The organism is Actinocorallia aurea (genome assembly GCF_054783995.1).
Window position 1 is genome coordinate 281052 of record NZ_BAAGPQ010000027.1, and the last position, 24806, is coordinate 305857.

Below are 24806 nucleotides of genomic sequence, written 5' to 3' on the forward strand. Positions count from 1 at the left end.
CTTGTCCTTCCACCCTCCTCCGCGCATGCCCGAACGGCAAGGGGGGGTCGGCTCCGCGAGGTCGGCAGCCGCCCGCCGGGCGGGCCCGCCGCATGTCCCCACCTCGGGGACTACGATGGCGGAACTCCTGATGTCGATGGTTTGGACGACGATGCTCAACCGCTTGCGCCCCGCGCTGGCCAAGGTGGTCACGCCGGTGGGCACGACACTCGCCAGAACGGGCGTCACCCCGAACGTGATCACGGTGGTGGGCACGGTCGGCGCGGTGGCCGGCGCCCTGGGCTTCTATCCCCGCGGCGAGCTGTTCTGGGGCACGTTGGTCATCACCGCGTTCGTCCTGTTCGACATGTTCGACGGCGCCGTGGCGCGGATCACCGGCAAGACCGGCCCATGGGGAGCCTTCCTGGACTCCACGATGGACCGGGTGGCCGACGCCGCGATCTTCTCCGGCCTCATCCTGTGGTTCACCGGCTCGGGGAACAACGACCTGCTGGCCTGGCTGGCGCTGTACTGCCTGGTCTCGGGCGTCGTCATCTCCTATGCCAAGGCGCGCGCCGAAGGGCTCGGCCTCACCTGCGACGTCGGCATCGCCGAGCGGTCCGAGCGGCTGATCATCAGCCTCGTCGGCGCGGGCCTGTTCGGGCTGGGCGTGCCGTACGCCCTGCACGTCGCCCTCATCGTCCTCGCCGTGCTCGGCACGATCACCGTCGTGCAGCGCTTCCACACCGTGTACGCGCAGACGCGCCAGGCCCCCGAGAGGGTGGGCGGGTGATCCAGATCAAGGACGCGGCGGCCGACGCCGCCTACGCCGTCGGCTGGGCTGCGGTGAAGCGGATGCCCGAGCCGCTGGCCCGCCGCATGTTCACCGCGATCGCCGACCGCACCTGGCGGGGCCACGGGCCGGGGGTCCGGCAGCTGGAGAAGAACCTCGCCCGGGTGCTGGGCCGGCCCGCGGACTCCCCGGCCGTCCGGGAGCTGAGCCGGACCGCGATGCGCTCCTACATGCGCTACTGGATGGAGAGCTTCCGGCTGCCCGTGATCAGCCGCGAGCGCATCCACTCGGGGATGCACGTCACCGGCGACCAGCAGATCTACGACGCTATGGCCGAGGGCCGCGGCGTCGTCGTCGCCCTCCCGCACATGGGCAACTACGACCATGCCGGAGCCTGGGTCGGCACCCAGGGCTACCCGATCACGACCGTCGCCGAGCGGCTCAAGCCCGAGTCGCTGTACAAGCGGTTCCTCGCCTACCGCGAGTCCCTCGGCTTCGAGGTCCTGCCGCTCACCGGCGGCGCGTCGGCGTTCGGGGTCATGGCGCGGCGGCTGCGCGAGCCCAAGGTCATCTGCCTGGTCGCCGACCGGGACCTGTCCGAGACGGGCGTCGAGGTCGAGTTCTTCGGGAAGACCGCCCGGATGCCGGGCGGCCCGGCCGCCCTCGCGCTCCAGACGGGCGCGGCCCTCCTGCCCGTCACCCTGTGGTTCGAGGGCGACGACTGGGGCGCGCGCGTCCACGACGAGGTGCCCCAGCCGCTGGAGGGCACTCGCAAGGAGAAGACGCGGGCGATGACCCAGGCCCTGGCCGACGCGTTCGCCGAGGGCATCGCCGCCCACCCCTCCGACTGGCACATGATGCAGAAGATCTGGGTGGAGGACCTCTCTTGAGGATCGGCATCGTCTGCCCCTACACCTGGAACGTCCCCGGCGGCGTCCAGCAGCACATCCGCGACCTCGCCGAGGCGCTGATCGACCTCGGCCACGAGGTCTCGGTGATCGCCCCGGCCGACGAGGACGCGGTGCTGCCGGAGTTCGTCGTGTCGGCGGGCCGCGCGATCCCGGTGCCCTACAACGGGTCGGTCGCCCGGCTGTCGTTCGGGTTCCTGTCGGCCGCCCGGGTGCGCCGCTGGATCCGCGAGGGGCGCTTCGACGTCCTGCACATCCACGAGCCGGCCGCGCCCAGCCTCGGCCTGCTGGCCTGCTGGGTCGCCGACGGCCCGCTCGTCGCGACCTTCCACGCCTCGTACGAGAAGTCCCGGGCCGTCAGCGTCACCGCGCCCATCCTCCAGTCGGCGCTGGAGAAGATCACCGGCAGGATCGCGGTCTCCGAGGCGGCCCGCACGACCCTCGTGGAGCATCTCGGCGGCGACGCCGTGCTGATCCCCAACGGGATCGCCGCGAGCCGCTACGCCCGGGCCGAGCCGCTCGAAGGCTGGGCGGGCCGCACCGGCTCCGAGGGCGCCGAGGCCGCCCAGGCGCTCGGCTTCCTCGGCCGGCTCGACGAGCCGCGCAAGGGCCTCCAGGTGCTGCTGCGCGCGTTCGAGACGCTCGGCCGCGAACGTCCGGGGCTGCGCCTGCTCGTGGCAGGTCCGGGCGACGAGGACGAGATCCTCGCCAAGGTCAGCCCGGAACTCCGCGACAGGGTCGTGCTGCTCGGCCTGGTCAGCGAGGAGGACAAGATCCGCGCCTACCACTCCGTCGACGCGTTCGTCGCGCCCAACCTCGGCGGCGAGAGCTTCGGCATCGTGCTCACCGAGGCGATGTCGGCGGGCGCGCCCATCCTCGCCAGCGACATCGAGGCGTTCCGCCACGTCCTGGACGGCGGCAGGGCCGGGGTGCTGTTCCGCACCGGCGACCCCGCCGCGCTCGCCGAGGAGGCGGCCCGCCTCCTGGACGATCCGGACAGGCGCGACGCGCTCTCCAAGGAGGCGGCCTCGGCCGTGCGCGCCTACGACTGGTCCACGGTGGCCCGCGACGTCCTGCGCGTCTACGAGACCGTCGTGGTCGACGCGCCCGGCGTGGTGGAGACGGCCTCCTGATGGACGGCTTCCTCACGGTCCTGCTGTGGCTCGTCGCCCTGTTCCTGCTGTCCACCTACGTGTCCTGGCGGGCGGGCCGCCTCGACCGCCTGCACGCCCGCGTGGACCTCGCCCGCGCCGCGCTGGACGGCGCCCTCGTGCGCCGCGCCGCCGTCGCCCTGGAACTGGCCACCTCGCAGCTCCTCGACCCGGCCACCAGCCTCGTCCTGGCGACCGCCGCGCACGCCGCACGCACCGCCGACGCCGAAGGGCGCGAGTTCGCCGAGAGCGACCTGTCCCGGGCGCTGCGCGCGGTGGTCGACCAGCCAGGCTTCCACGACTCGCTCACCGCCAAGGGCGCGGGCCCCCTGCTGGAGGAACTGGACGCCGCCGCGCAGAAGGCGTCCTTCGCCCGGCGCTTCTACAACGACGCGGTGTCGGCGACGCGGATCGCGCGCCGCCGGATCCTCGCCCGCGTCGTGCCGCTGGCCGGCCACGCGCCCATGCCGGAATTCTTTGAGATAGACGACACTCCTCCCGCACTGGGGTAGCTCGGGTATGTTCGGGCCCGGCTGTCGTCGGGGTGAAGGAGAGGCCATTGCGTGGATTCTCCCGGAGGGGTTTCGCGTTCTCGCTGCTCGGGGTGGCCGCCGCCGCGTGCAGCAAGGATCCCGGGCGCGGCCCGGCCTCCGGAGGGGTCCCGAGCGCCACGCCGACGCCGACTCCGACGCCCACGCCGACCGGCCTGGGGTACCACCCGTTCACGGGCGGGAGCAGAGGGCTGCGCAACCGCGTCATCGCGGTCAAGATCGACAACACCCCCGCAGCGCTGCCCCAGGAGGGGCTGCGGTCGGCCGACATCGTCTACGTCGAGCAGGTCGAGGGCGGGGTGACCCGGATCATGGCGGTCTTCTGCTCGAAGTACCCCGAGCGCGTCGGGCCCGTCCGCAGCGCGCGCATCTCCGACCTGCACCTGCTCGGCCAGTTCACCAGGCCCGCCCTCGCCTTCTCCGGCGTGCAGACCCCGATGCTGCCCCAGATCCGCAAGGCGTCCCTGTACGACGTCTCCGAGGACAGGGGAGGCGGCGGCTACCTCCGGTCCTCGGCCCGCTCGGCGCCCTACAACCTCTACGCCGACGTCAGGGCGCTGCTGCGCAGGGCGCCCAAGACGGGCCGCGCCAAGGACATCGGCTTCCGCTTCGGCCCCGCTCCCGAGGGCGGGCGCAAGATCAAGCAGTTCACCGCGCGCTGGCCCGCCACCACCCTGACGTTCCGGTGGTCGCCGGACAAGAAGCGCTGGCTCACCTACCGGGACGGCGTGCCGAACACCGCGGCCGAGGGCGGCGTGCAGGGCGGGCGGACGGTCGTCGTGCAGTACGTGAAGACCAAGCGGTCGAGGTTCCACGACTTCCTGGGCTCCTACACGCCCTACCTGCGCGTGACCGGCAAGGGCAGGGCGCTCGTCCTGCGCGACGGCAAGGCCTACGACTGCACCTGGTCGCGCCCCTCCGACCGCAAGGGCACCACCTTCACCACGGCGGCGGGCGAGCCGATGACCTTCGCCCGCGGCCAGGTCTGGGTCGTCCTGGTCAACGACGGCAAGCCTGTCATGCCGTAAAGCACGGGCCCCGGACGCTGACACCATGCCGAGTCCGGGACGTCCGTGATCAGGCAATATCATGGAAGACGACTGTTTTGTCGTCGTCTGTGAGGAAGACATCCCGTGACTACTGTTCCCGCGGAGAACACCGCCGTCGGTACCGCCCGCGTCAAGCGCGGCATGGCGGAGATGCTCAAGGGCGGTGTGATCATGGATGTGGTCACGCCGGACCAGGCCAAGATCGCCGAGGACGCCGGGGCGGTCGCGGTCATGGCCCTGGAGCGCGTCCCCGCCGACATCCGCGCCGAAGGCGGCGTGTCGCGCATGAGCGACCCCGACATGATCGACGGCATCATCAGCGCCGTGTCCATCCCGGTCATGGCCAAGGCCCGTATCGGCCACTTCGTCGAGGCCCAGGTCCTCCAGGCGCTCGGTGTCGACTACATCGACGAGTCCGAGGTCCTCACCCCCGCCGACTACACCAACCACATCGACAAGTGGGCGTTCACCGTCCCCTTCGTGTGCGGCGCCACCAACCTCGGCGAGGCGCTGCGGCGCATCACCGAGGGCGCGGCGATGATCCGCTCCAAGGGCGAGGCCGGCACCGGAGACGTCTCCAACGCCACCACCCACATGCGCGAGCTGCGCGACCAGATCCGCCGCCTGTCCTCACTGCCCGAGGACGAGCTGTACGTCGCGGCCAAGGAGCTCCAGGCCCCGTACGAGCTGGTCAAGGAGGTCGCCAAGAACGGCAAGCTGCCCGTCGTGCTGTTCACCGCGGGCGGCATCGCCACCCCGGCCGACGCGGCCATGATGATGCAGCTCGGCGCCGAGGGCGTCTTCGTCGGCTCCGGCATCTTCAAGTCCGGCGACCCCGTCAAGCGCGCCGAGGCGATCGTCAAGGCCACCACGTTCTACGACGACCCGGACGTCATCGCCAAGGTCTCCCGCGGCCTGGGCGAGGCCATGGTCGGCATCAACGTCGGCACCATGAACGAGGCCGACAAGTTCGCCGGCCGCGGCTGGTAGCACCCGCGCACCCGCAGGCCCAGCCGGCGCCGCCCTCCCACGAAGCACCGACGGCGCCCAGCGCTCGGCGGCCCTTCCACGGAGCGCCGCCAGGCGCGGGGCGCCACGTGATCGGGCTCCCTGGGGCAGCCCCAGGCTCGCAAGAGCCCGATCACAGCCCGCCCGTAGGCCCCCCAGGGCCGGAGGGCGGGCGGAAAACAGAGCCAGAAACGCGTTAGCCTTGACTCTCGGTCGGCCCCGGGTCGGCGGGGTTCCGGGAGGGGGGCGCTGGCGTGGGTTGGTCGGTGGCACTGGCGTGCGCGAGCAGCGGGGGCGATCCCGGCAGGGTGTTCCGTCCGGGCCTGGAGCCCGACGCGGGCGCGGCGTTCGACCTGGCTCGGCGGCTCTACCCGGCGGCCTCGGTCGAGGCGACCGGCGAGACGGTCCTGGACTTCGCGCTGTGGCCGTATGAGGACGAGGTGTTCATCGGCGCCTACCCGGGCGGCCTCGCGGTCTGCGACCGCCGCCTGTTCCAGCTCGACGACGACGCCCGGCGCGTCGCCGACACCATCGCCACCGAGCTGCCCGGCGCCGACTGCGGCGTCCTGGTCCTGCACGAGCGGGTCCGGGCCTGCTGGTTCCGCTGGTACACCGGCGGCGCGCTCGTCCGCGACATCTACGTCACCGCCGACGACGGAGTGGTGGTCGACCAGGGCGCGCGGCTGGACGCCGAAGCCCCCTTCTGGAAGGCCATCGACGGCGGCGCCCCCGACGTGCCGCTGCCGTTCGCACCCGAGGACTTCGGCCTGGAGCTGGCCCGCGCCTGTCTGTTCGGCAGGGAGCTGGCCGGGCGCGACGCCGACGGCTTCCTGCCGCTGGAACTGCCGCTGCGCCGTTTCCGCCTCGCCTGAGGCCGCTTTCCTGAACGCGGGAAGATCACCGGCCGGTCCGCGCGTTCTACACTGAAGTCCTCCCTGAAAGGTCCGGTTTTGTCTGTTGTCATCGGTGTGCTCGCCCTCCAAGGCGACGTCCGCGAGCACGCCCGAGCCCTGGAGCTGTGCGGCGCGACCGCGGTTGGCGTCCGCCGCGCCGAGGAGCTGGAGCGCGTCGACGGCCTCGTCATCCCCGGCGGCGAGTCCACCGCGATGTGGAAGCTCATGCGCGCGTTCGACCTGCTGGAACCGCTGCGCAAGCGGATCGAGGCGGGCCTGCCCGCCTACGGCTCCTGCGCGGGAATGATCATGCTCGCCGACCGCATCGTCGACGGCGCAGCGGGCCAGGAGACGATCGGCGGCATCGACATGACGGTGCGCCGCAACGCCTTCGGTCGCCAGGTCGACTCCTACGAGTCTACGATCGAGTTCGACGGCAGCCCCCTGGACGCGGTGTTCATCCGGGCGCCCTGGGTGGAGTCCGTCGGGGCCGGCGTGGAGGTGCTCGGCAGGGTCGAGATCCCCGCGGGATCCCGTCAGGAGGCTCAACAGGAGGCCCAAGAAGGCTCGGAATCGCGGCAGGAGGGTCCAGACCATAGGATCGTCGCGGTTCGGCAGGGCAGTCTGATGGCCACCGCCTACCACCCCGAGCTCGCCCGGGACCCCATCGTGCACCGCTACTTCACCGAGCTGGTGCTTCAGTCGAAGAACGAGGAGTAAGAGCATGTCCGGCCACTCCAAATGGGCGACGACCAAGCACAAGAAGGCCGCCCTGGACTCCAAGCGGGGCAAGCTCTTCGCGAAGCTCATCAAGAACATCGAGGTCGCGGCCCGCACCGGCGGCCCCGACGCCGACTCCAACCCGACCCTCTTCGACGCCATCTACAAGGCCAAGAAGAACTCGGTGCCGAACGACAACATCGAGCGCGCCCGCAAGCGCGGCGGCGGCCTCGAGGCCGGCGGCGCCGACTGGCAGACGATCATGTACGAGGGCTACGCGCCCGGCGGCGTCGCGGTCCTCATCGAGTGCCTCACCGACAACCGCAACCGCGCGGCCTCCGAGGTCCGGGTCGCGCTGACCCGCAACGGCGGCTCCCTGGCCGACCCCGGCTCGGTGTCGTACATGTTCCACCGCAAGGGCGTCGTGGTCGTCCCCAAGAGCGGGACCACCGAGGACGACGTCATGATGGCCGCCCTCGACGCCGGCGCCGAGGAGATCAACGACCTCGGCGAGAACTACGAGGTCGTCTCTGAGGCGGGCGACCTGCTCGGCGTCCGCAAGGCCATCCAGGAGGCCGGCATCGACTACGAGTCGGCCGAGTCCAGCTTCCTGCCGACGATGCAGGTCCCCCTCGACGCCGACGGTGCCCGCAAGGTCTTCAAGCTCCTCGATGCCCTTGAGGACAGCGACGACGTCCAGAACGTCTGGGCCAACATGGACGTCCCCGACGCTGTCATGGCCGAGCTGGAAGAGGACGAGTAGTTCGGCCGCGCCTCCGGCGCGGCGGTGATCGGGCGCTTGAGATCCCTGGACCGCCCTCCGGCCCCGGGGGCCTCCGGGCGGCCCAGGGGCGCCCGATCACGCAGGCGCCGCGCCTGGCGGCGCTCCGAGGAACATCCGCGATATGTTGGCCGGGCCGGTTCGCCCGAACTGGTGTTCGCAGGTGAGCGCGGAGGTTCCAGCGGTGCGCGTACTCGGGGTGGACCCGGGCCTGACCCGGTGCGGAGTCGGGGTCGTCGAAGGGACGCCCGGCGCTCCGCTCACCCTGGTGCACGTGGGCGTGGTCCGCACCGACGCCGACCTGCCCCAGGCCGAGCGGCTGCTGCGGGTCGAGCAGGGGATCGAGCAGGTGCTGGAGGAGTTCCGGCCTGAGGCCGTCGCCGTCGAGCGGGTCTTCGCCCAGCACAACGTCTCGACCGTGATCGGCACCGCCCAGGCGGCCGGGGTGGCGATGCTGTGCGCGGCGCGGCGCGGCCTGCCCGTCGGGCTGCACACGCCCAGCGAGGCCAAGGCGGCGATCACCGGCAGCGGGCGCGCGGACAAGGCCCAGGTGACCCTCATGGTCACCCGGCTGCTGCGCCTGACCACCGCCCCCAAGCCCGCCGACGCCGCCGACGCGCTCGCCCTGGCGATCTGCCACGTGTGGCGCGGGGGAGCACAGGCGAGGCTGGCCGCGGCCCACCAGGCGGCGAGGGCACGGGCCACAGGAAACGCGCGGGGAGGCAGACGGTGATCGCATACGTGCGCGGGCGGGTGGACTCCACCGGCCCCGACGGCGCCGTGGTGGAGGTCGGCGGCATCGGGCTGGCGCTGCTGTGCGCCCCGGCGACGGCCGCGGCCCTGGTGCCCGGCGAGGAGGCCCGCCTGGCCGCGGCCCTCATCGTCCGCGAGGACTCCCTCACCCTCTACGGCTTCGCCACCGACGACGAGAAGCGGGTCTTCGAACTCGTCCAGACCGCCAGCGGCGTCGGCCCCAAGGTCGCCCTGGCCATGGTCGGCACGCTCAGCCCCGACGAGATCCGCCGCGCCGTCGCCACCGGGGACGCCCGCGCCCTCACCCGGGTGAGCGGCATCGGCCCCAAGGGCGCCCAGAAGATCATCCTGGAGCTGAAGGACAAGCTCGGCGCCCCCGTCGGCGGCGCCGCGGGCCTCCCCGTCCCGGCCCAGCGCGTCCAGCCGTGGCGCGACCAGGTTGCGGCAGGCCTGCAGAGCCTCGGCTGGGGCCCGCGCGACGCCGAGGCCGCGGTCGAGGCCGTCGCCGCCGAACTCGACGGCGAGCAGGTCCCGCCGATTCCCGAGCTGCTCAAGGCGGCCCTGCGCAAGCTGAGCCGCCCGTGAACGGCGACGAGCGCCTCGTCGGCGGCGAGCAGACCGTCGAGGACCGCGCCATCGACGCCGCGCTGCGCCCCAAGAAGCTCGACGACTTCATCGGCCAGCAGCGCGTCCGCGAGCAGCTCTCCCTGGTCCTGCACAGCGCCCTGCGGCGCGGCCGGACCCCCGACCACGTGCTGCTGTCCGGCGGACCCGGCCTCGGCAAGACCACCCTGGCCATGATCATCGCCGCCGAGCTGGGCAGCCCCCTGCGGATCACCTCGGGCCCCGCGATCGAGCGGGCGGGCGACCTCGCGGCGATCCTGTCCACCCTCTCCGAGGGCGAGGTCCTGTTCCTCGACGAGATCCACCGGATGGCCCGCCCCGCCGAGGAGATGCTGTACCTCGCGATGGAGGACTTCCGCGTCGACGTCGTCGTCGGCAAGGGGCCGGGGGCCACCGCCATCCCCCTGGACATCGCCCCCTTCACCCTCGTGGGCGCCACCACCCGGGCCGGCATGCTGCCCGGCCCGCTGCGCGACCGCTTCGGATTCGTCGCCCACATGGACTTCTACGACCCGGCCGAGCTCGAAGTGATCGTCGGGCGGTCCGCGGGCCTGCTGGGCGTCCGGATCGACGACGAGGCCGCCGCCGAGGTCGCCTTCCGCTCCCGCGGCACCCCCCGCATCGCCAACCGCCTGCTGCGCCGCGTCCGCGACTACGCCGAGGTCCGCGCCGACGGCTTCGTCACCCGCGATCTCGCCCACGCCGCCCTCGACCTCTACGAGGTGGACGCCCAGGGCCTCGACCGGCTCGACCGGGCCGTCCTGCGGGCCCTGCTCACCAAGTTCGGAGGCGGCCCCGTCGGGCTGTCCACCCTGGCGGTGAGCGTGGGGGAGGAGCCGGAGACGGTCGAAGTCGTCGCCGAACCTTTCCTCGTTCGTCAGGGGCTGCTCGCCCGGACGCCACGCGGACGGGTGGCGACTCCGGCGGCCTGGACCCATCTGGGGCTCACGCCGCCACCGGTACCCGGCCCTTCCGCGCCAGCCTTGTTCGACGTGGGGGAAGAAGGCGACTAGCCTGACCGGCGGGGACCGGGAACTTCGCGACGGGCTGGGTCGTCACGTCTTTGCCGGTGCTGCGCCTGGATGTCTAGACTCCGGGACCACCCCGGAAACGGATCATCGGACATCCCGGCGACCGGCCCCTATCACCTAGATCGGAAAACAGGACGACATGTCGATTCTCGCAGCGTCTGAGCAGGGCAACCCGCTGTCCATGTTCATCTGGCTGGCCCTCATCGCGGTGGCCTTCTACTTCTTCCTGATCCGCCCGCAGAAGAAGCGGCAGCAGGAGCAGACGAAGATGCAGTCCGCCCTGAACCCGGGCGCGCGGGTCGTCACGTCCTCGGGGATCTACGGCACCGTGCTGGACACCGACGAGGGCGACATCCTCCTGGAGATCGCCGAGGGCGTCGAGGTCCGGATCATGGCCCAGGCCGTGATGCGCGTGGTCGAAGAGGTCGAGTACGTCGAGGAGTCCGACGAGGCCGTCGACACCGACGCCGATGCCGTCGAGGCCGACAGGCCCGCCGAGGGCGTCGAGCTGACCAAGGGCGAGGCCGACGAGCCCGCGAAGTCCCAGACCTCCGACAAGGCCTGATCCCCCCGTCCGTCTCATCCGTGGCGGCGGCCCTGACGGACCGTCGAGGGATCACCTAGGAAGAATCGACCAATAGTGGCGTCCAACAACCGCAGCATCCCGAACCCGGTGCGCACCCTCGTCGCGTTCTTCGCGATCTTCGCGGTGCTCGCCGGCGTGATGTTCCTCCAGGGGTCACCGGTCCCCAAGCTGGGTCTCGACCTGGCCGGCGGCACGACCATCACCATGACGGCCCAGACCGAGGACGGCAAAGCCGCTCCCGCGGTCCAGATGGACCAGGCGATCAAGATCATCCGCGACCGTGTCAACGGTTCCGGCCTGACCGACGCCGAAGTGTCCAAGCAGGGCGACAACGTCATCGTCGTGTCCGTCCCGGGTGACCGCGACGACCAGCAGAGGATCATCGAGCTGGTCGGGACCACCGCCCAGCTCCAGTTCCGCCAGGTCCTCGTGGCCGGCGTCGGCTCCAGCGACCTGGTGCAGCCGACGACGACGGAGCCCACCGCCGAGCCCACCGGTTCCGCGTCCCCGGAGCCCACCGGCTCCGCGACTCCCACCTCGTCGGCCAAGCCCAGCGCGACCCCGTCCGAGAAGAACCGGGCCCTGTCCAGCGGACTGGCCGCCGCTCCGACCGCCACGCCCACCCCGTCCGGCTCGGCCACCCCCACGGGTTCGGCGAGCCCGACGGGCGCCGCCGCGCCCACCCCGTCGGCGACCGCGACCCCCGTCGACAGCGGTGAGGACTTCTCCGCCGTCAAGGACGACAAGGTCATCGCGCAGTACAAGGCGACGGTCTGCACGCCCGACGGCCCCAAGGTCGAGGGCTCCGACAACGCCACCGCGCAGTACGTCGTGTCCTGCGAGGAAGACGGCACCTACAAGTACATCCTCGGCCCGGTCGCCGTGCCCGGCACCGAGGTGGACGAGGCGAACGTCTCCGCGCCCAACGCCCAGTCCGGTCAGACCGGCTGGGAAGTCGTGATCAACTTCAAGAAGGCCGGCACGACGGCGTTCGGGGAGCTGACCAAGAAGGCCAACGAGGCCTACGTCGCCAGCCCCACCTCGCCCGAGGCCCAGATCGCGATCGTGCTGGACGGCAGGGTCGTCTCGGCCCCGCAGATCTCCAACGGCGCCATCCTGGGCGGCACCGCCAGCATCTCCGGCGGCTCCGACTTCACCCAGGCCTACGCCGAGAACCTCACCGAGGTGCTGAAGTACGGCGCGCTGCCGCTCCAGTTCCCGCAGGACAAGCAGACGGTCAGCCAGATCTCCTCGTCGCTGGGCGCCGACCAGTTGCACGGCGGCCTCATCGCCGGCGCGATCGGCCTCGGCCTGGTCCTGCTCTACTGCCTCTGGTACTACCGCGCGCTCGGCCTCGTCGCGATGGCGAGCCTCGTGATCGCGACCGGCGTCACCTACGTCCTGGTCGTCATCCTCGGGGAGAACGCCGGGTTCAGGGTGTCGCTGCCGCACATCATCGGCCTGATCGTCTCGATCGGCATCACCGCCGACTCGTTCATCGTCTACTTCGAACGGCTCCGCGACGAACTGCGCCTGGGCAGGCCGCTGCGGTCGTCGGTCGAAGCGGCCTGGAAGCGGGCCCGCCGCACGATCCTCGTCGCCGACATGGTGACCATGCTCGCCGGTGTGGTGCTGTACTTCCTGGCCGTCGGCGGTGTCCGGGGCTTCGCGTTCGCGATGGCCCTGACCACGCTCATCGACCTCATCGTGGTGTTCTTCTTCACCAAGCCGATGGTCGCGCTGCTGGCCCGCCTGCCGTTCTTCTCCAAGGGCCACAAGTGGTCCGGGCTCGACACCAGCGAGCTGCACAAGCCCACTCCCACCGCATTCCGTGCGGGCAAGCGCCTGGAGGCATGATGTCGGGTGTCATTCAGCGGTTCTTGCACGGTGAGCTGGCGACCAACATCGTCGGCAGGCCGAAGCTCTGGTACACCATCTCCGGCGTCCTGATCCTCTTCTCGCTGGCCGGCCTGCTCATCCGGGGCCTGCACCCGGGCGTGGAGTTCACCGGCGGCTCGGTGTTCACCATCGAGGGCGCCTCGAAGGCGTCGATCAGCCAAGTGCGCGAGTCCGTCGCGGCCGAGGCGGGCGGCACGCCGATCGTCCAGGAGGCGGGCGGCAACTGGCGGGTCACCACGCACCCGCTGACCCCGGCCGAGACCGCCGCGGTCCAGGCCAAGGTCTCCGCGGACCTCGACGTCGAGCGGACCCAGGTCAACGCCGAGAACGTCGGCTCGACCTGGGGCGGCGACGTGACGAAGAAGGCCTGGCAGGCCCTCGTCGTCTTCATGATCCTGATCATCGTCTACATGTCGGTGGCGTTCGAGTGGCGGATGGCGCTGGCGGCGGTCGTCGCGCTCTTCCACGACCTGATCATCACCGCAGGCTTCTACGCCTGGTCCGGATTCGAGGTGACCCCGGCGACGCTGCTGGGCTTCCTGACGATCCTCGGCTACTCGCTCTACGACGCCGTGGTCGTGTTCGACATGATCAAGGAAGTCACCAAACCGCTCAACGAGAACAGCAAGATCAGCTACAGCGAGGCCGCGAACCAGGCGCTCAGCAGCACTCTGGTCCGCTCGCTCAACACCTCGCTGGTGGCGATCCTGCCGGTCGCGGCGATCCTCTTCATCGGCACCACGGTGCTGGGCGCGGGCACCCTGAAGGACCTGTCCCTCGCCCTGTTCGTCGGCATGATCGTCGGTACCTACTCGTCGATCTGCGTGGCGACGCCGCTGCTCGTCCAGCTCAAGGAGCGCGAGCCGATGTACGCCAAGCTGCGCGAGAACATCGCGCGGCGCGCGGCCAGCCCCAAACGGCAGGCCCGCGCGGCCAAGTCCGCCGCGGGTGAGGACGACGAAGACGCAGGCGAAGACGCAGACGCCGACCTCGAAGGAGAGCCGGACGCCGACGCGGTGGCCGAAGCCCACCAGGCCGTCGTCAAGGTAGTCCAGACGGGCCCGCGCAACCAGCCCCGCAAGGGCACGCGGAGCACCCGCCGCCCCTGATCCACCCGCGGTGACGCATCCTCGATGTGCATGACCGGGCCCGGTGAGCAGGCCCGGTCATGCACATCTCTTTGCCAGGAAGGAAGCCCATGGCGTCGCAGTCCCTGCAGGAGTCGATCCTCGGTCTGATCCGGGACGTCCCCGACTACCCCAAGCCCGGGGTGCTGTTCAAGGACATCACCCCGCTGTTGGACGACGCCGCCGCGTTCCAGGCAGTGGTGAACGCCATGGCCGAGACCGCGGGCGACGTCACCAAGGTCGTCGGGCTCGAAGCACGCGGCTTCCTCCTCGCCGCGCCCGTCGCCCTGGCGCTGGGCGTCGGCGTGGTCCCGGTGCGCAAATCCGGCAAGCTCCCGTCGGAGACCTACGCCGAGACCTATGATCTGGAATACGGCACCGCGACGATCGAGATCCACCGGGACGCTCTGCGCCCCGGGGACCGCGTGCTGATCGTCGACGACGTCCTGGCCACCGGCGGCACCGCCGAGGCGGCCGCGTCGCTGATCCGCAAGTCCGGCGCCGAGGCCGCCGCGCTGAGCGTCCTGATGGAACTCGCCTTCCTCGACGGACGCGAGCGGCTGACCGATCTTCCCATCCGCACGCTGCTGACGGTCTGACCTGGAGTTTCGGGCAGCCCTGATGAGGGGTATCCGGGTCGGCACCCTGGGCAGGGCTATAGACTGGGCCTTTACCAGGGAATCGTTCCGGGAGACGAGGAGGCTGGGTGCCCGCTGAGACGGCTGCTGCGAAGAGCACGGGTGCGTCCGCGCCGGAGTCCCGTGCGGGCGTGGACACCGCGCCCGAGACGAGCCCCGTCGCGCCCGCCCCCGCCGAGACCTCACCCGCCGAGGACCACAGCGAGTCCTCGCCGGGCGCACCGCGCCCGGCGGCCTCGGGGGCGGCGCCGTCCTCGATCCCACCTTCCGCGGCACGTGTGCGCCGGCGGCTGGCCAGGCTGGGCGCCCAGCGCGGTCCCACCATGAACCCAGTCCTCGAACCTCTGATCAAGACGGTCCGCAACACGCACCCGAAGGCGGACGTGCGGCTGATCGAGCGGGCCTACGACGTCGCGGCGCACTACCACCGCGACCAGAAGCGCAAGAGCGGCGACCCGTACATCACCCACCCGCTCGCGGTGACGACGATCCTCGCCGAACTCGGCATGTCCACCGAGACGCTCTGCGCCGCCCTGCTCCACGACACCGTCGAGGACACCTCCTACACGCTGGAGGAGCTGCGCGCCGACTTCGGCGACGAGATCGCCGCGCTCGTCGACGGCGTCACCAAGCTCGACAAGGTCAAGTACGGCGACGCGGCCGAGGCCGAGACCGTCCGCAAGATGGTCGTGGCGATGGCCCGCGACATCCGCGTGCTGGTGATCAAGCTGGCCGACCGGCTGCACAACATGCGGACCCTGCGCTACATGCCCCGGCACAAGCAGGAGAAGAAGGCCCGCGAGACGCTGGAGATCTTCGCCCCGCTGGCGCACCGCCTCGGCATGAACACGCTCAAGTGGGAGCTGGAGGACCTGGCGTTCGCCACCCTCTACCCCAAGCGGTTCGACGAGATCGCCCGGCTGGTCTCCGAGCGGGCCCCCCGGCGCGACGTGTTCCTGCAGGAAGTGATCGAGAACGTCTCGACCGACCTGCGCGAGGCCCGCATCAAGGGCACCGTCACCGGACGGCCCAAGCACTACTACTCGATCTACCAGAAGATGATCGCCCGCGACTGCTCGTTCGAGGACATCTACGACCTCGTCGGCATCCGCGTCCTGGTGGACTCCGTCCGCGACTGCTACGCGGCGCTCGGCTCGATCCACGCGCGGTGGAACCCGGTCCCCGGCCGGTTCAAGGACTACATCGCGATGCCGAAGTTCAACATGTACCAGTCGCTGCACACCACGGTGATCGGACCCGAGGGCAAGCCCGTCGAGCTCCAGATCCGCACGTGGGGGATGCACCGGCGGGCCGAGTACGGCGTCGCCGCGCACTGGAAGTACAAGGAGGAGACCGTCGGCGGGCGCAAGGCCGCCGACATGCAGTGGCTGCGCCAGCTCCTGGACTGGCAGAAGGAGACCGCCGACCCGTCGGAGTTCCTGGAGTCGCTGCGCTTCGACCTCTCGGTCTCGGAGGTCTTCGTCTTCACCCCCAAGGGCGACGTCATCGCGCTGCCCCAGGGGGCCACGCCCGTCGACTTCGCGTACGCGGTGCACACCGAGGTCGGGCACCGCACCATCGGCGCCCGGGTCAACGGGCGGCTCGTACCGCTGGAGTCGTCCCTCGACAACGGTGACTCGGTCGAGATCTTCACCTCCAAGGCGCTGGACGCGGGGCCCTCGCGCGACTGGCTCGGCTTCGTCAAGTCCGCGCGCGCCCGCAACAAGATCCGGCACTGGTTCTCCAAGGAGCGCCGGGACACCGCGATCGAATCCGGCAAGGACTCGATCGCGCGGGCGATGCGCAAGCAGAACCTGCCGCTCCAGCGGATGATGTCGGGCGAGGCGCTGCTCGCGCTGGCCCGCGACCTGCGCTACCCGGACGTCTCGTCGCTGTACGCCGCGGTCGGCGAGGGCCACATCGCCGCGCAGTCGGTGGTGCAGAAGCTGGTGCAGGCCCTCGGCGGCGTGGAGAGCGCCGAAGAGGACATCGCGGAGCTCGCGATCCCGTCGCGCCGCAGGGCCCGGCGGGCGGGCCCCGCGGGCGACCCCGGCGTGGTCGTGGCGGGCGACCCGGACGTGTGGGTACGGCTCTCGCGCTGCTGCACCCCGGTGCCGGGCGACGACATCGTCGGCTTCGTCACCCGCGGTAGCGGCGTGTCGGTGCACCGGACCAACTGCGTCAACATCGAGCAGCTCAGGAACGAGCCGGGCCGCCTCATCGACGTGGCCTGGTCGCCGCGGGAGGACTCGGTCTTCCTCGTCGCGATCCAGGTCGAGGCCCTGGACCGGCCGCGGCTGCTGTCGGACGTCACCCGCGTCCTGTCCGACCACCACGTCAACATCCTGTCCGCGACCGTCGCCACCACCCGCGACAGGGTCGCCACCAGCCGCTTCACCTTCGAGATGGGCGACCCCAAGCACCTGGGCCACGTCCTGAAGTCCGTCCGCTCCATAGACGGCGTCTACGACGTCTACCGCGTCAACAACGGCATGAACTGACCCCACCGCCGCCCCCGGCCAACGGCCCCGAACGGCCGCCACCGGCGTCATCAACGGTTCGAATGCACGGGCGAGTCACGATCGCAGGGGCGTGTCCAGAAGGCGCGGCCGGCGGTGGTACGGGGCCTGCGGTGTCCGAGCCGGCTGGCGCGGAAGGGCCCCGGCGGGCGGATCTCAGCGGTAGGCAGGCGTCCTGGTCGCGGCGAGGCGCAGGTGCGGCTCGGCCTCGGCGGGCAGGCCCGCGCGCTGGAGGGTGCGGGCCAGGAGCAGCCGCGCGTAGGAGTCGTCAGGTGACTGCGCGACGAGGGACTCCCGGAGCTTCCGGGCCCGGGTGAGCCGGGCGGAGGCGAACAGGCACCGGGCGGCGAGGAGGCTCACGTCGCGGTAGTCCGGGGTGTTCGCGCAGGAGCGGGCCGAGCAGCGTCAGCGCGCCGAGCGGGTCGCCCTGGTCGAGGAACGACTCGCACTCGCCGAGCCGCCGCACCTCCGGCGGCACGGCGCGTTCCGGGCCGGGTCCGGCGTTGAGGAACGCGGCGATCGCCTCGGTAGGCTGCGCCCCCGCCGGCGCGCGGTCACCGGGCACGACGTTGGCGAGGCGGCGATGCCCCGGGCCCTGCCGCGCAGCACGAGTTCCCGCACCTCGGCGTCGCCGGCCCCGCGTCCTGGAGCGCCGGCCCGCGCTCGGCGACCGCCAGAAGCAGCAGCCGGTGCGCGTCCGGCCGCCAGGCCGCCCCCAGCGGGGCCCCAGCTCCTCGGTCGCGGCGATCTCCGCGACGCGGATCCAGATCTCCGGTTCCATGCCGCGAATCTCAACGAAATCTGTCGTCTAAGCTGCGGCGCTCTGCCCCCTCGATGCTCCGGCGGCGCGGGCCCAGGAAGCCTTCACCACGCTGTTCGGCGCGGTCGAAGGGCAGGCCGCGGTGTTCGGACCGCGGGGGAGCGCCCGGGCAGCCGCGGGGCTCCGGCACATGCTCGCCGCGTGCTTCGAGGAGGCCTTCGCCACGGTCGCCGACGCGACCTGGCGCCTGCTTCTGGCGACGCCGGGACGGGCATGAGCGGGCGTAACGTTGACTTGCGGATTATCCGGCTCGGGATCGTTTTGTATGCTGGGCCTATGACCTCTCTCGCGCCGGCACGCGGCATTCCGGACCTCTCGTACCTGCTGGACCGCACGAGCCATGGGCTGCGCGGCCGGATGGCAGCGGCGCTCGCAGAGATCGGGCTGACCGCCAGGATGCACTGCGTGCTGGTGCACGCGCTGGAGGAGGAGCGGACCCAGGTCCAGCTCGCGGAGATCGGCGACATGGACAAGACGACGATGGTCGTCACCGTCGACGCGCTGGAGAAGGCGGGACTGGCCGAGCGCAGGGCGTCCAGCAGGGACCGCAGGGCGCGCATCATCGCGGTGACCGACAAGGGTGCCGAGATGGCACGGCGCAGCCAGGAGGTCGTCGACGGGGTGCACGCCGCCGCGCTGGGGGAGCTGCCGGACGAGGAGCGCGAGGTCATGCTGCGGGCTCTGGCCCGGCTCGCCGAAGGGCACTTGGGCATGCAGCCCGAGGCGGGCGGCGCGCGGCGGGCCCGGGAGCGCGGCGTCTGAGAAAGCTCCCGCAATAGATCGTCTGCAACAGAACTATCTGTTAGGGTTCTTCTTGTCGGGCCCGGTGGGAAAGACCTCCCCACCGGGCGCACCGCTCCCAAGGAGACTCCCATGTCGATCGCAGCTCCGCAGAGATCCGGTTTGCTCGGCTCCAAGAACCTCGCGCTCGTCGTTCTGTCCGCCGCCGGGCTGATGACGATCCTCGACGGCAGCATCGTGACCGTGGCGCTGCCCGTGCTCCAGCAGGAGCTCGGGTTCACCGCGGTCGGGCTGAGCTGGACCGTCAACGCCTACCTGATCGCGTTCGGCGGCCTCCTCCTGCTGGCCGGCCGCCTGGGTGACCTCATCGGGCGCAAGAGGATGTTCCTGGCCGGGAACGCGGTGTTCACCGCGGCCTCGGTCGTCGCCGGGCTGGCGACCGGCCCCGAGATGCTGCTGGCCGCCAGGTTCGGCCAGGGCGTGGGCAGCGCGATGGCCTCGGCGGTGGTCCTGGGCATCCTGGTCACACTGTTCACCGAGCCCGGGGAGCGGGCTAAGGCGATCGCGGTCTTCTCCTTCACCGGCGCGGTGGGCGCCTCCCTCGGCCAGGTCCTGGGCGGTGTGCTGACCGACCTCTTCGCCTGGAACTGGATCTTCCTGATCAACCTGCCGATCGGGCTCGCCGTCATCGCGCTGGCGCTGCCGTCCCTGCCGGCTGATCGCGGCCTCGGCCTGGCCAAGGGCGCCGACGGGCTCGGCGCCGCCCTGGTCACCTCCGGCCTCATGCTCGGCATCTACACGGTGGTCGGGGTCGAGCGGCACGGCTGGCTCGCCGGCCGCACCCTCGCCCTCGGCGCGCTCTCCGCGGTCCTGCTCACCGCCTTCTTCGTCCGCCAGGCCACCGCGAAGAACCCCCTGATGCCGCTGCGCGTCCTCAGGTCACGGGCCGTGCTCGGCGCGAACCTCGCGCAGATGCTCGCGCTGTCCGGCATGTTCGCCTTCCAGATCCTCGTCGCCCTCTACATGCAGAAGGTCCTCGGCTACGGCGCGCTGGAGACCGGCCTCGCCATGCTCCCCGCCGCGGTCGCGATCGGTGCGGTCTCCCTGTTCGTCTCCGCCCCCCTCGCCGTCAGGTTCGGAACCCGCGCCACCCTCCTGGGCGGCCTGGTGCTGCTGATCGCGGCGATGGCGCTGCTGTCCCGCGTCCCCGTCGAGGCCTCCTACACCAGGGATCTTCTGCCGGTGATGGTCCTCATCGCGGGCGGCGGCCTGGTCCTGCCGTCGCTGGCCACCCTGGGCATGTCCGGCGCGAGCGCGGACGACGCGGGCCTCGCGTCCGGCCTGTTCAACACCACCCAGCAGGTCGGCATGGCCTTCGGCGTCGCGGTCCTCTCGACGCTCGCCGCCTCCCGCACCGAGCACCTGCTCGCAGGCGGCGCGACGGAGGCCGCGGCCCTCACCGAGGGCTACCGCCTCGCCTTCACCACGAGCGCGGGCCTGCTCGCCGCGGCCTTCGTCCTCTCCCTCATCGTCCTGCGCGACCCCGCACCGGCCGACGCCGAGCCCATCGACACCGAGCCCATCGACGCCGATCCCGCCGGCACCGAGGCGCCCGCCCCGGTCTCCGCCTGACGGCCGGACCGCGCACCGGACCCCCTCGGCACCGTCACTCCGCACCACCGGAAGGAAGAATCATGAGCGACACCGCGTACGGCCCCGGCCAGGGCCCGAGCGCCCGCCCCCTCGACGGCGCCGAGATCGGCCGCGTCCTGCACTCCCAGGGGATCGGCGTGCTGGCCACCGTCAAGCGCGACGGCCATCCGCACCTCGCGACGATGGCCTACGTGCGGGACCCCGAGACCGGCATCGTCCGCTTCTCCTCCGCGGAGGGCCGCATCAAGGTCACCCACCTGCGCCGCGACCCCCGCGCCACCCTCCACGTCCAGGGCGACTCGTTCCTGACCTACGCCGTGATCGAGGGCACCGCCGAGGTCTCGCCCCCGAGCCTGACCCCCGGCGACGCCACGGGCCGCGAACTCCTCGCCATGACGGGCGGCTTCCCCGACCCCGCCGACGAGGCCGCCTTCCTCACCCAGATGGCCGCCGACCACCGCGTCGTCATCCGCCTCACCCTCACCCGCACAGCCGGCACCGCCCTCGACGCCTGACCCTCGCCCCCCCGAAGGCCCTCAGCCCCGCTGAGGGCCTTCGGCGTCCCGGAGCCCAAGAGGCCCTCGGCACTGCGGATCTTGGCCTGCTCGGTGGCCTCGCCGGAGGCGAAGCCGAGGCTCCGGACCGCGCGCGATCAGGTTTCCTGCGGCTCGAACGGCTCCGGCGTGGCGTGTGGTCTCCGCGGCCGCGGGCAGGCACGGAAGCCGCCGGTCTCGATCGTCAGGCCGAGGGCGATGCACGAGGTTCGTGGCCGTGCCGTTCGCCGCTCCCGCCGGACCGGGGTCACGCGCCATCTGCGGCGGGGGGCCTGCGCCTGGTCTGGCTGAAAGTGCGGAAACCCGTGGTGTCCAGTTCCATCCCCACCGGAGCCGGGAGGGGGACCGGGGCGCCGAAGGGGATGGCGCTCTTGTCTTCGTAGAGCCCGTTCACCGGTTTCGTGTACAGCGTGCACTGTCCCCCGAACGGGTCGACGATCAGATACAGCGGTATGCCGAAGCGGGCGTAGAGCCGCGGCTTGGCGAAGGTGTCATTGGCCGAGTTGGAGCGGGAGAGCACCTCGACGACGAGAAGCGCCTTGTCCGCGGGCCACCAGCTGTCGTCCTGCGCCGGGTCGTCGGAGAAGGGCAGCAGCGTGAGGTCGGGCTGGGGGAGGTCGGCGAAGCGAGGATGCTCGATCGTCTGCTCCGTCGGGCATGCCCAGCCGTCGTTGAAGGAGCGGAGCTGTGCCTCGATCGCGCGGATGAGGAGGTGGTGCAGCCTTGGGGGGGAAGGCGACAAGATGATCTCCCCGTCGATCAGCTCGGCTCTGTAGCCCTCCGGGACGTCGATCGTCTCGATCGTCTCGCGAAGGCCCTGTTCGCAGCCGTGCGTGTCCTGCTGATGACGGGTCGCCATGATGGTCACGGTAGCAACGCCCCTCTCGCACGCCTACGGCTCGACCGCGACATTACCGGGGCATGGCATAGAGTCGCAACGCGATTGCGCTCTGTCGTCAATGCCCCGGTAATGGCAGGTCGGTCGGATGGGAAGCGTTCGCTCCGGTTCGATCCTCAGGCGGAAGGGGCCGGCTTGACGGGGGTGTCGATGCCGGCTTCCTTGCGCTGCTGGGCGGTGATGGGGGTCGGGGCTCCGGTGAGGGGGTCGAGGCCGGAGGCGGCCTTGGGGAAGGCGATGACGTCGCGGATGGTGTCGGCGCCGATCAGGAGGGTGATCAGGCGGTCGAGCCCGAGGGCGATGCCGCCGTGCGGGGGCGGGCCGTAGTTGAAGGCCTCCAGGAGGAAGCCGAACTGGGACTTCGCGGTCTCCTCGGACAGGCCGATCGCCGAGAACGCCCGCTCCTGGACGTCCTTGCGGTGGATACGGATCGAGCCGCCGCCCAGCTCAGTGCCGTTGAGGACGAGGTCGTAGGCGTTCGACAGGGCCGTGCCGGGGTCCTTGTCGAAGGTGTCGAGGTACTCGGCCGTCGGGGCGGTGAACGGGTGGTGCATCGCGTGCCAGCCGGTCTGCACGCCGTTCTCGTCCTCGATGGGCTCGTACATCGGGAAGTCGACGACCCACAGGAACTTCCACGCGGTGGCGTCGATGAGGTCGCAGCGGCGGCCGATCTCCAGGCGGGCGGCGCCCAGCAGCTCCAGCTGGGCGTGCCTGCGGCCCGCGGCGAAGAAGATCGCGTCGCCCGGCTGCGCGCCGGTCGCCGCGGCCAGGCCCGCGAGGTGCTCCTCGGAGAGGTTCTTGGCGACGGGCCCGCGCAGCGAGCCGTCGGCGTCGATGAGGACGTAGGCCAGGCCCTTGGCGCCGCGCTGCTTGGCCCAGTCCTGCCAGGCGTCCAGTTCCTTGCGGGTCTGCGAGGCCCCGCCCGGCATGACGACCGCGCCGACGTGCTCGGCCTGGAACACCCGGAAGGAGGTGCCCTCGAAGTAGGAGGTGAGGTCGACCAGCTCCTGGCCGAACCGCACGTCGGGCTTGTCCGAGCCGTACCGGGCCATGGCCTCGGCGTACGTCAGGCGCGGGAGCGGCAGCGGCACGTCGTAGCCGGCGAGCTCCTTCCACACGCGCGCGACCATCGCCTCGCCGACGGAGATGACGTCCTCCTGGTCGACGAACGACATCTCGACGTCGACCTGGGTGAACTCCGGCTGCCGGTCGGCGCGGAAGTCCTCGTCGCGGTAGCAGCGGGCGATCTGGTAGTACCGCTCCAGCCCGCCGACCATGAGGAGCTGCTTGAACAGCTGCGGCGACTGCGGCAGCGCGTACCAGTGGCCCGGCTTGAGCCGCGCGGGCACCAGGAAGTCGCGCGCGCCCTCGGGCGTCGACGCGGTCAGGGTCGGCGTCTCGACGTCGACGAACCCGCGCTCGCGCAGTACCTCGCGGATGAGGAAGGTCGCCTCGGAGCGGGCGCGCAGCGCCTTGGCGGTGGCCTCCCGGCGGATGTCGAGGTACCGGTAGCGCAGCCGGACCTCTTCGTTGACGTTGACGTCGCCCTCGATCGGGAACGGCAGCGGCGCGGCCTCCGACAGCACCTCGATCTCGGCCGCGACGACCTCGACGGCCCCGGTGGGGATCTCGGGGTTCTCGTTGCCCTCGGGGCGGATCCGGACCTCGCCGGTGACCTTGACGCAGAACTCCGCGCGCAGGTCGTGCGCGGCGTCCTCCTCGCGGAAGACGACCTGGACGCTGCCGGAGGCGTCGCGCAGGTCGATGAAGGTCACGCCTCCGTGGTCGCGGCGGCGCGCCACCCAGCCGGTCAGCACGACCTGCGTGCCGGCGTCCTGCACCCGGAGCGAGCCGGCCTCGTGCGTGCGAATCATGCGTACTTCCCCTTGAGAACTTCGATGACGTCGGAAAGCCGGATCTCGGTCTGCTCGCCGGTCGCCAGCTCCTTGAGCTGGATCGTCCCGGCGGCCAGATCCCGCTCGCCGAGGATGAGCGCCCACTGCGCGCCGGAGCGGTCCGCGCCCTTCATGCCGGCCTTCATGCTGCGCCCGCCGAACCCCTGGTCGGCCGGGACGCCCGCGCGCCGCAGCGCGGTGACCAGCTTGAAGATCTCGCGGGCTGCGACGTCGCCGAGCGCGACCCCGTAGACCTTGACGGACGCGCCCTCGACGGCAGGGACGTTCTCGGCCTCCATGGCCAGGACGATCCGGTCCAGGCCGAGGCCGAAGCCGATGCCGGGCAGCGGAGGCCCGCCGATGGTCTCCGAGAGGCCGTCGTAGCGGCCGCCGCCGCCGATGCCGGACTGGGAGCCGAGCATCGGGTGGTCGAACTCGAACAGGGTGCGCGTGTAGTAGTCCAGGCCGCGCACCAGCTTCGGGTCGTCGGTCCACGGGATCGACAGGTCGGCGAGGAGTTCGCGGACCCTGTCGTAGTGGTCCTTGCAGGCCGAGCACAGGTGGTCGGTGATCAGCGGGGCGGCGCCGAGCTGCGCCCTGACCTCCGGCCGCTTGTCGTCCAGGACGCGCAGCGGGTTGATCTCGACGCGGGCGCGGGTGTCGGCGTCGAGGTCGAGGCCGCGCAGGAACGCCTGGAGGGCGGCCCGGTAGGCGGGGCGGCACTCGGCGTCGCCCAGGGTGTTGAGCTTCAGGACGACCTGGCGCAGCCCGAGGCCCTGGTAGTAGTCCCAGGCCAGCGCGATCATCTCGGCGTCGATCGCGGGGTCCTCGGAGCCGAGGGCCTCCAGGTCGACCTGGTAGAACTGCCGGTACCGTCCGGCCTGCGGCTGCTCGTAGCGGAAGACGGGCCCGACGGCCCAGACCTTCACGGGCAGCGCGCCGCGGTGCAGGTTGTGCTCCAGGACGGCGCGCAGCGCGCCGGCGGTGATCTCCGGGCGCAGCGTGATCGAGCGGTCGCCCTTGTCGAGGAAGGTGTACATCTCCTTCGTCACGACATCGGTGGACTCGCCGACGCCGCGGGCGAACAGCTGCGTGTCCTCGAAGACCGGCAGCTCCAGGTAGGAGTAGCCGGCCCCCGCGGCGGACCTGGCGAACGCGTCGCGGGCGGCGAGGAACGCGGCCGAGCGCGGCGGAACGTATTCGCTGACCCCCTTGGGGGCCTGGAAAGTGCTCAT

Annotated in this window: 25 protein-coding genes; 21 read left to right on the forward strand and 4 right to left on the reverse strand. The window is 71.4% G+C overall.

From position 1 onward, the window contains the following. Positions 1-151 precede the first annotated feature (151 nt). From pgsA to ACYVOM_RS30865, 17 genes are all read left to right on the forward strand, one after another. Entirely contained in the window at positions 152-772 is a 621-nt protein-coding gene (gene pgsA, locus ACYVOM_RS30785) for a phosphatidylinositol phosphate synthase (protein WP_460307101.1), read from the forward strand. Beyond that, on the forward strand, positions 769-1662 hold the full coding sequence (locus ACYVOM_RS30790; RefSeq protein ID WP_460307054.1) for a phosphatidylinositol mannoside acyltransferase: 894 nt from the start codon (positions 769-771) through the stop codon (positions 1660-1662). The genes pgsA and ACYVOM_RS30790 overlap by 4 nt, the downstream gene beginning before the upstream one ends. Then, complete coding sequence (locus ACYVOM_RS30795) at positions 1659-2813, forward strand: glycosyltransferase family 4 protein (protein WP_460307055.1); 1155 nt, start codon at positions 1659-1661, stop codon at positions 2811-2813. The genes ACYVOM_RS30790 and ACYVOM_RS30795 overlap by 4 nt, the downstream gene beginning before the upstream one ends. Beyond that, positions 2813-3343: a hypothetical protein gene (locus ACYVOM_RS30800; protein ID WP_460307056.1), complete on the forward strand. Its 531-nt coding sequence runs from the start codon at positions 2813-2815 to the stop codon at positions 3341-3343. The genes ACYVOM_RS30795 and ACYVOM_RS30800 overlap by 1 nt, the downstream gene beginning before the upstream one ends. Positions 3344-3390: 47 nt before the next feature. Further along, complete coding sequence (locus ACYVOM_RS30805; RefSeq protein WP_460307057.1) at positions 3391-4410, forward strand: DUF3048 domain-containing protein; 1020 nt, start codon at positions 3391-3393, stop codon at positions 4408-4410. 105 nt (positions 4411-4515) lie between these two features. After that, positions 4516-5421 (forward strand): pyridoxal 5'-phosphate synthase lyase subunit PdxS, encoded by a 906-nt coding sequence (gene pdxS / locus ACYVOM_RS30810; protein WP_460307058.1) that lies wholly within the window; start codon positions 4516-4518, stop codon positions 5419-5421. A gap of 284 nt (positions 5422-5705) precedes the next feature. Beyond that, entirely contained in the window at positions 5706-6311 is a 606-nt protein-coding gene (locus ACYVOM_RS30815) for a DUF6928 family protein (RefSeq protein ID WP_460307059.1), read from the forward strand. Between the two features lie 78 nt (positions 6312-6389). Next, positions 6390-7052, forward strand: a complete 663-nt coding sequence (gene pdxT, locus ACYVOM_RS30820) for a pyridoxal 5'-phosphate synthase glutaminase subunit PdxT (protein ID WP_460307060.1) — start codon at positions 6390-6392, stop codon at positions 7050-7052. Between the two features lie 4 nt (positions 7053-7056). Continuing rightward, entirely contained in the window at positions 7057-7815 is a 759-nt protein-coding gene (locus tag ACYVOM_RS30825; RefSeq protein ID WP_460307061.1) for a YebC/PmpR family DNA-binding transcriptional regulator, read from the forward strand. A gap of 202 nt (positions 7816-8017) precedes the next feature. After that, on the forward strand, positions 8018-8566 hold the full coding sequence (gene ruvC, locus ACYVOM_RS30830) for a crossover junction endodeoxyribonuclease RuvC (protein ID WP_460307062.1): 549 nt from the start codon (positions 8018-8020) through the stop codon (positions 8564-8566). Next, a complete protein-coding gene (ruvA, locus tag ACYVOM_RS30835) occupies positions 8563-9171 on the forward strand; it encodes a Holliday junction branch migration protein RuvA (protein WP_460307063.1) in 609 nt (202 codons plus the stop codon). Before ruvC ends, ruvA begins: the two co-directional genes overlap by 4 nt. Then, positions 9168-10223 (forward strand): Holliday junction branch migration DNA helicase RuvB, encoded by a 1056-nt coding sequence (gene ruvB / locus ACYVOM_RS30840; protein ID WP_460307064.1) that lies wholly within the window; start codon positions 9168-9170, stop codon positions 10221-10223. The genes ruvA and ruvB overlap by 4 nt, the downstream gene beginning before the upstream one ends. 157 nt (positions 10224-10380) lie before the next feature. Continuing rightward, positions 10381-10806, forward strand: a complete 426-nt coding sequence (yajC, locus tag ACYVOM_RS30845; RefSeq protein ID WP_460307065.1) for a preprotein translocase subunit YajC — start codon at positions 10381-10383, stop codon at positions 10804-10806. A gap of 75 nt (positions 10807-10881) precedes the next feature. After that, positions 10882-12684: a protein translocase subunit SecD gene (secD, locus tag ACYVOM_RS30850; protein WP_460307066.1), complete on the forward strand. Its 1803-nt coding sequence runs from the start codon at positions 10882-10884 to the stop codon at positions 12682-12684. Between the two features lie 23 nt (positions 12685-12707). Then, positions 12708-13835, forward strand: a complete 1128-nt coding sequence (gene secF, locus ACYVOM_RS30855; RefSeq protein ID WP_460307067.1) for a protein translocase subunit SecF — start codon at positions 12708-12710, stop codon at positions 13833-13835. An 89-nt stretch (positions 13836-13924) separates the two neighbouring features. Next, positions 13925-14452, forward strand: coding sequence for an adenine phosphoribosyltransferase (locus tag ACYVOM_RS30860; RefSeq protein ID WP_460307068.1), 528 nt, complete (start codon positions 13925-13927; stop codon positions 14450-14452). Positions 14453-14814: 362 nt separating this feature from the next. Beyond that, positions 14815-16992: a RelA/SpoT family protein gene (locus ACYVOM_RS30865; RefSeq protein ID WP_460307102.1), complete on the forward strand. Its 2178-nt coding sequence runs from the start codon at positions 14815-14817 to the stop codon at positions 16990-16992. A 174-nt stretch (positions 16993-17166) separates the two neighbouring features. Here ACYVOM_RS30865 and ACYVOM_RS30870 read toward each other — a convergent pair whose 3' ends face one another. Then, entirely contained in the window at positions 17167-17370 is a 204-nt protein-coding gene (locus ACYVOM_RS30870; protein ID WP_460307069.1) for a tetratricopeptide repeat protein, read from the reverse strand. Positions 17371-17912: 542 nt separating this feature from the next. Between ACYVOM_RS30870 and ACYVOM_RS30875 the strand changes: the two genes are divergently transcribed. The 4 genes from ACYVOM_RS30875 (at position 17913) to ACYVOM_RS30890 (ending at position 20739) form a co-directional block, all read left to right on the forward strand. Beyond that, a complete protein-coding gene (locus ACYVOM_RS30875) occupies positions 17913-18047 on the forward strand; it encodes a hypothetical protein (protein WP_460307070.1) in 135 nt (44 codons plus the stop codon). A gap of 59 nt (positions 18048-18106) precedes the next feature. Beyond that, the gene (locus ACYVOM_RS30880; protein ID WP_460307071.1) at positions 18107-18592 is read left to right on the forward strand and encodes a MarR family winged helix-turn-helix transcriptional regulator; all 486 of its coding nucleotides are present in this window, start codon (positions 18107-18109) and stop codon (positions 18590-18592) included. Positions 18593-18703: 111 nt separating this feature from the next. After that, the gene (locus tag ACYVOM_RS30885) at positions 18704-20203 is read left to right on the forward strand and encodes an MFS transporter (RefSeq protein WP_460307072.1); all 1500 of its coding nucleotides are present in this window, start codon (positions 18704-18706) and stop codon (positions 20201-20203) included. 62 nt (positions 20204-20265) lie between these two features. After that, positions 20266-20739, forward strand: coding sequence for a pyridoxamine 5'-phosphate oxidase family protein (locus ACYVOM_RS30890; RefSeq protein ID WP_460307073.1), 474 nt, complete (start codon positions 20266-20268; stop codon positions 20737-20739). Positions 20740-21025: 286 nt separating this feature from the next. On the opposite strand, the gene ACYVOM_RS30895 is transcribed toward ACYVOM_RS30890, so the two are convergent. The 3 genes from ACYVOM_RS30895 to hisS all read right to left on the reverse strand — a co-directional run bounded on the left by ACYVOM_RS30895 (position 21026) and on the right by hisS (position 24806). After that, positions 21026-21637 carry a Uma2 family endonuclease gene (locus ACYVOM_RS30895; protein WP_460307074.1) on the reverse strand — a complete coding sequence of 204 codons (612 nt, stop codon included), beginning with the start codon at positions 21635-21637 and terminating at the stop codon, positions 21026-21028. A gap of 155 nt (positions 21638-21792) precedes the next feature. Next, positions 21793-23550 (reverse strand): aspartate--tRNA ligase, encoded by a 1758-nt coding sequence (gene aspS / locus ACYVOM_RS30900; RefSeq protein ID WP_460307075.1) that lies wholly within the window; start codon positions 23548-23550, stop codon positions 21793-21795. Continuing rightward, positions 23547-24806, reverse strand: a complete 1260-nt coding sequence (gene hisS / locus ACYVOM_RS30905; protein WP_460307076.1) for a histidine--tRNA ligase — start codon at positions 24804-24806, stop codon at positions 23547-23549. The genes aspS and hisS overlap by 4 nt, the downstream gene beginning before the upstream one ends.

Excerpts from the sequence above, each read along its gene's own strand:
- ACYVOM_RS30885 (WP_460307072.1), top strand. The coding sequence starts at position 18,704 with ATGTCGATCGCAGCTCCGCAGAGATCCGGTTTGCTCGGCTCCAAGAAC.
- hisS (WP_460307076.1), bottom strand. The coding sequence starts at position 24,806 with ATGAGCACTTTCCAGGCCCCCAAGGGGGTCAGCGAATACGTTCCGCCG.
- ACYVOM_RS30860 (WP_460307068.1), top strand. The coding sequence starts at position 13,925 with ATGGCGTCGCAGTCCCTGCAGGAGTCGATCCTCGGTCTGATCCGGGAC.
- ACYVOM_RS30890 (WP_460307073.1), top strand. The coding sequence starts at position 20,266 with ATGAGCGACACCGCGTACGGCCCCGGCCAGGGCCCGAGCGCCCGCCCC.
- ACYVOM_RS30800 (WP_460307056.1), top strand. The coding sequence starts at position 2,813 with ATGGACGGCTTCCTCACGGTCCTGCTGTGGCTCGTCGCCCTGTTCCTG.
- ACYVOM_RS30880 (WP_460307071.1), top strand. The coding sequence starts at position 18,107 with ATGACCTCTCTCGCGCCGGCACGCGGCATTCCGGACCTCTCGTACCTG.
- ACYVOM_RS30895 (WP_460307074.1), bottom strand. The coding sequence starts at position 21,637 with ATGGCGACCCGTCATCAGCAGGACACGCACGGCTGCGAACAGGGCCTT.
- aspS (WP_460307075.1), bottom strand. The coding sequence starts at position 23,550 with ATGATTCGCACGCACGAGGCCGGCTCGCTCCGGGTGCAGGACGCCGGC.
- ACYVOM_RS30825 (WP_460307061.1), top strand. The coding sequence starts at position 7,057 with ATGTCCGGCCACTCCAAATGGGCGACGACCAAGCACAAGAAGGCCGCC.
- yajC (WP_460307065.1), top strand. The coding sequence starts at position 10,381 with ATGTCGATTCTCGCAGCGTCTGAGCAGGGCAACCCGCTGTCCATGTTC.
- ACYVOM_RS30865 (WP_460307102.1), top strand. The coding sequence starts at position 14,815 with ATGAACCCAGTCCTCGAACCTCTGATCAAGACGGTCCGCAACACGCAC.
- pgsA (WP_460307101.1), top strand. The coding sequence starts at position 152 with ATGCTCAACCGCTTGCGCCCCGCGCTGGCCAAGGTGGTCACGCCGGTG.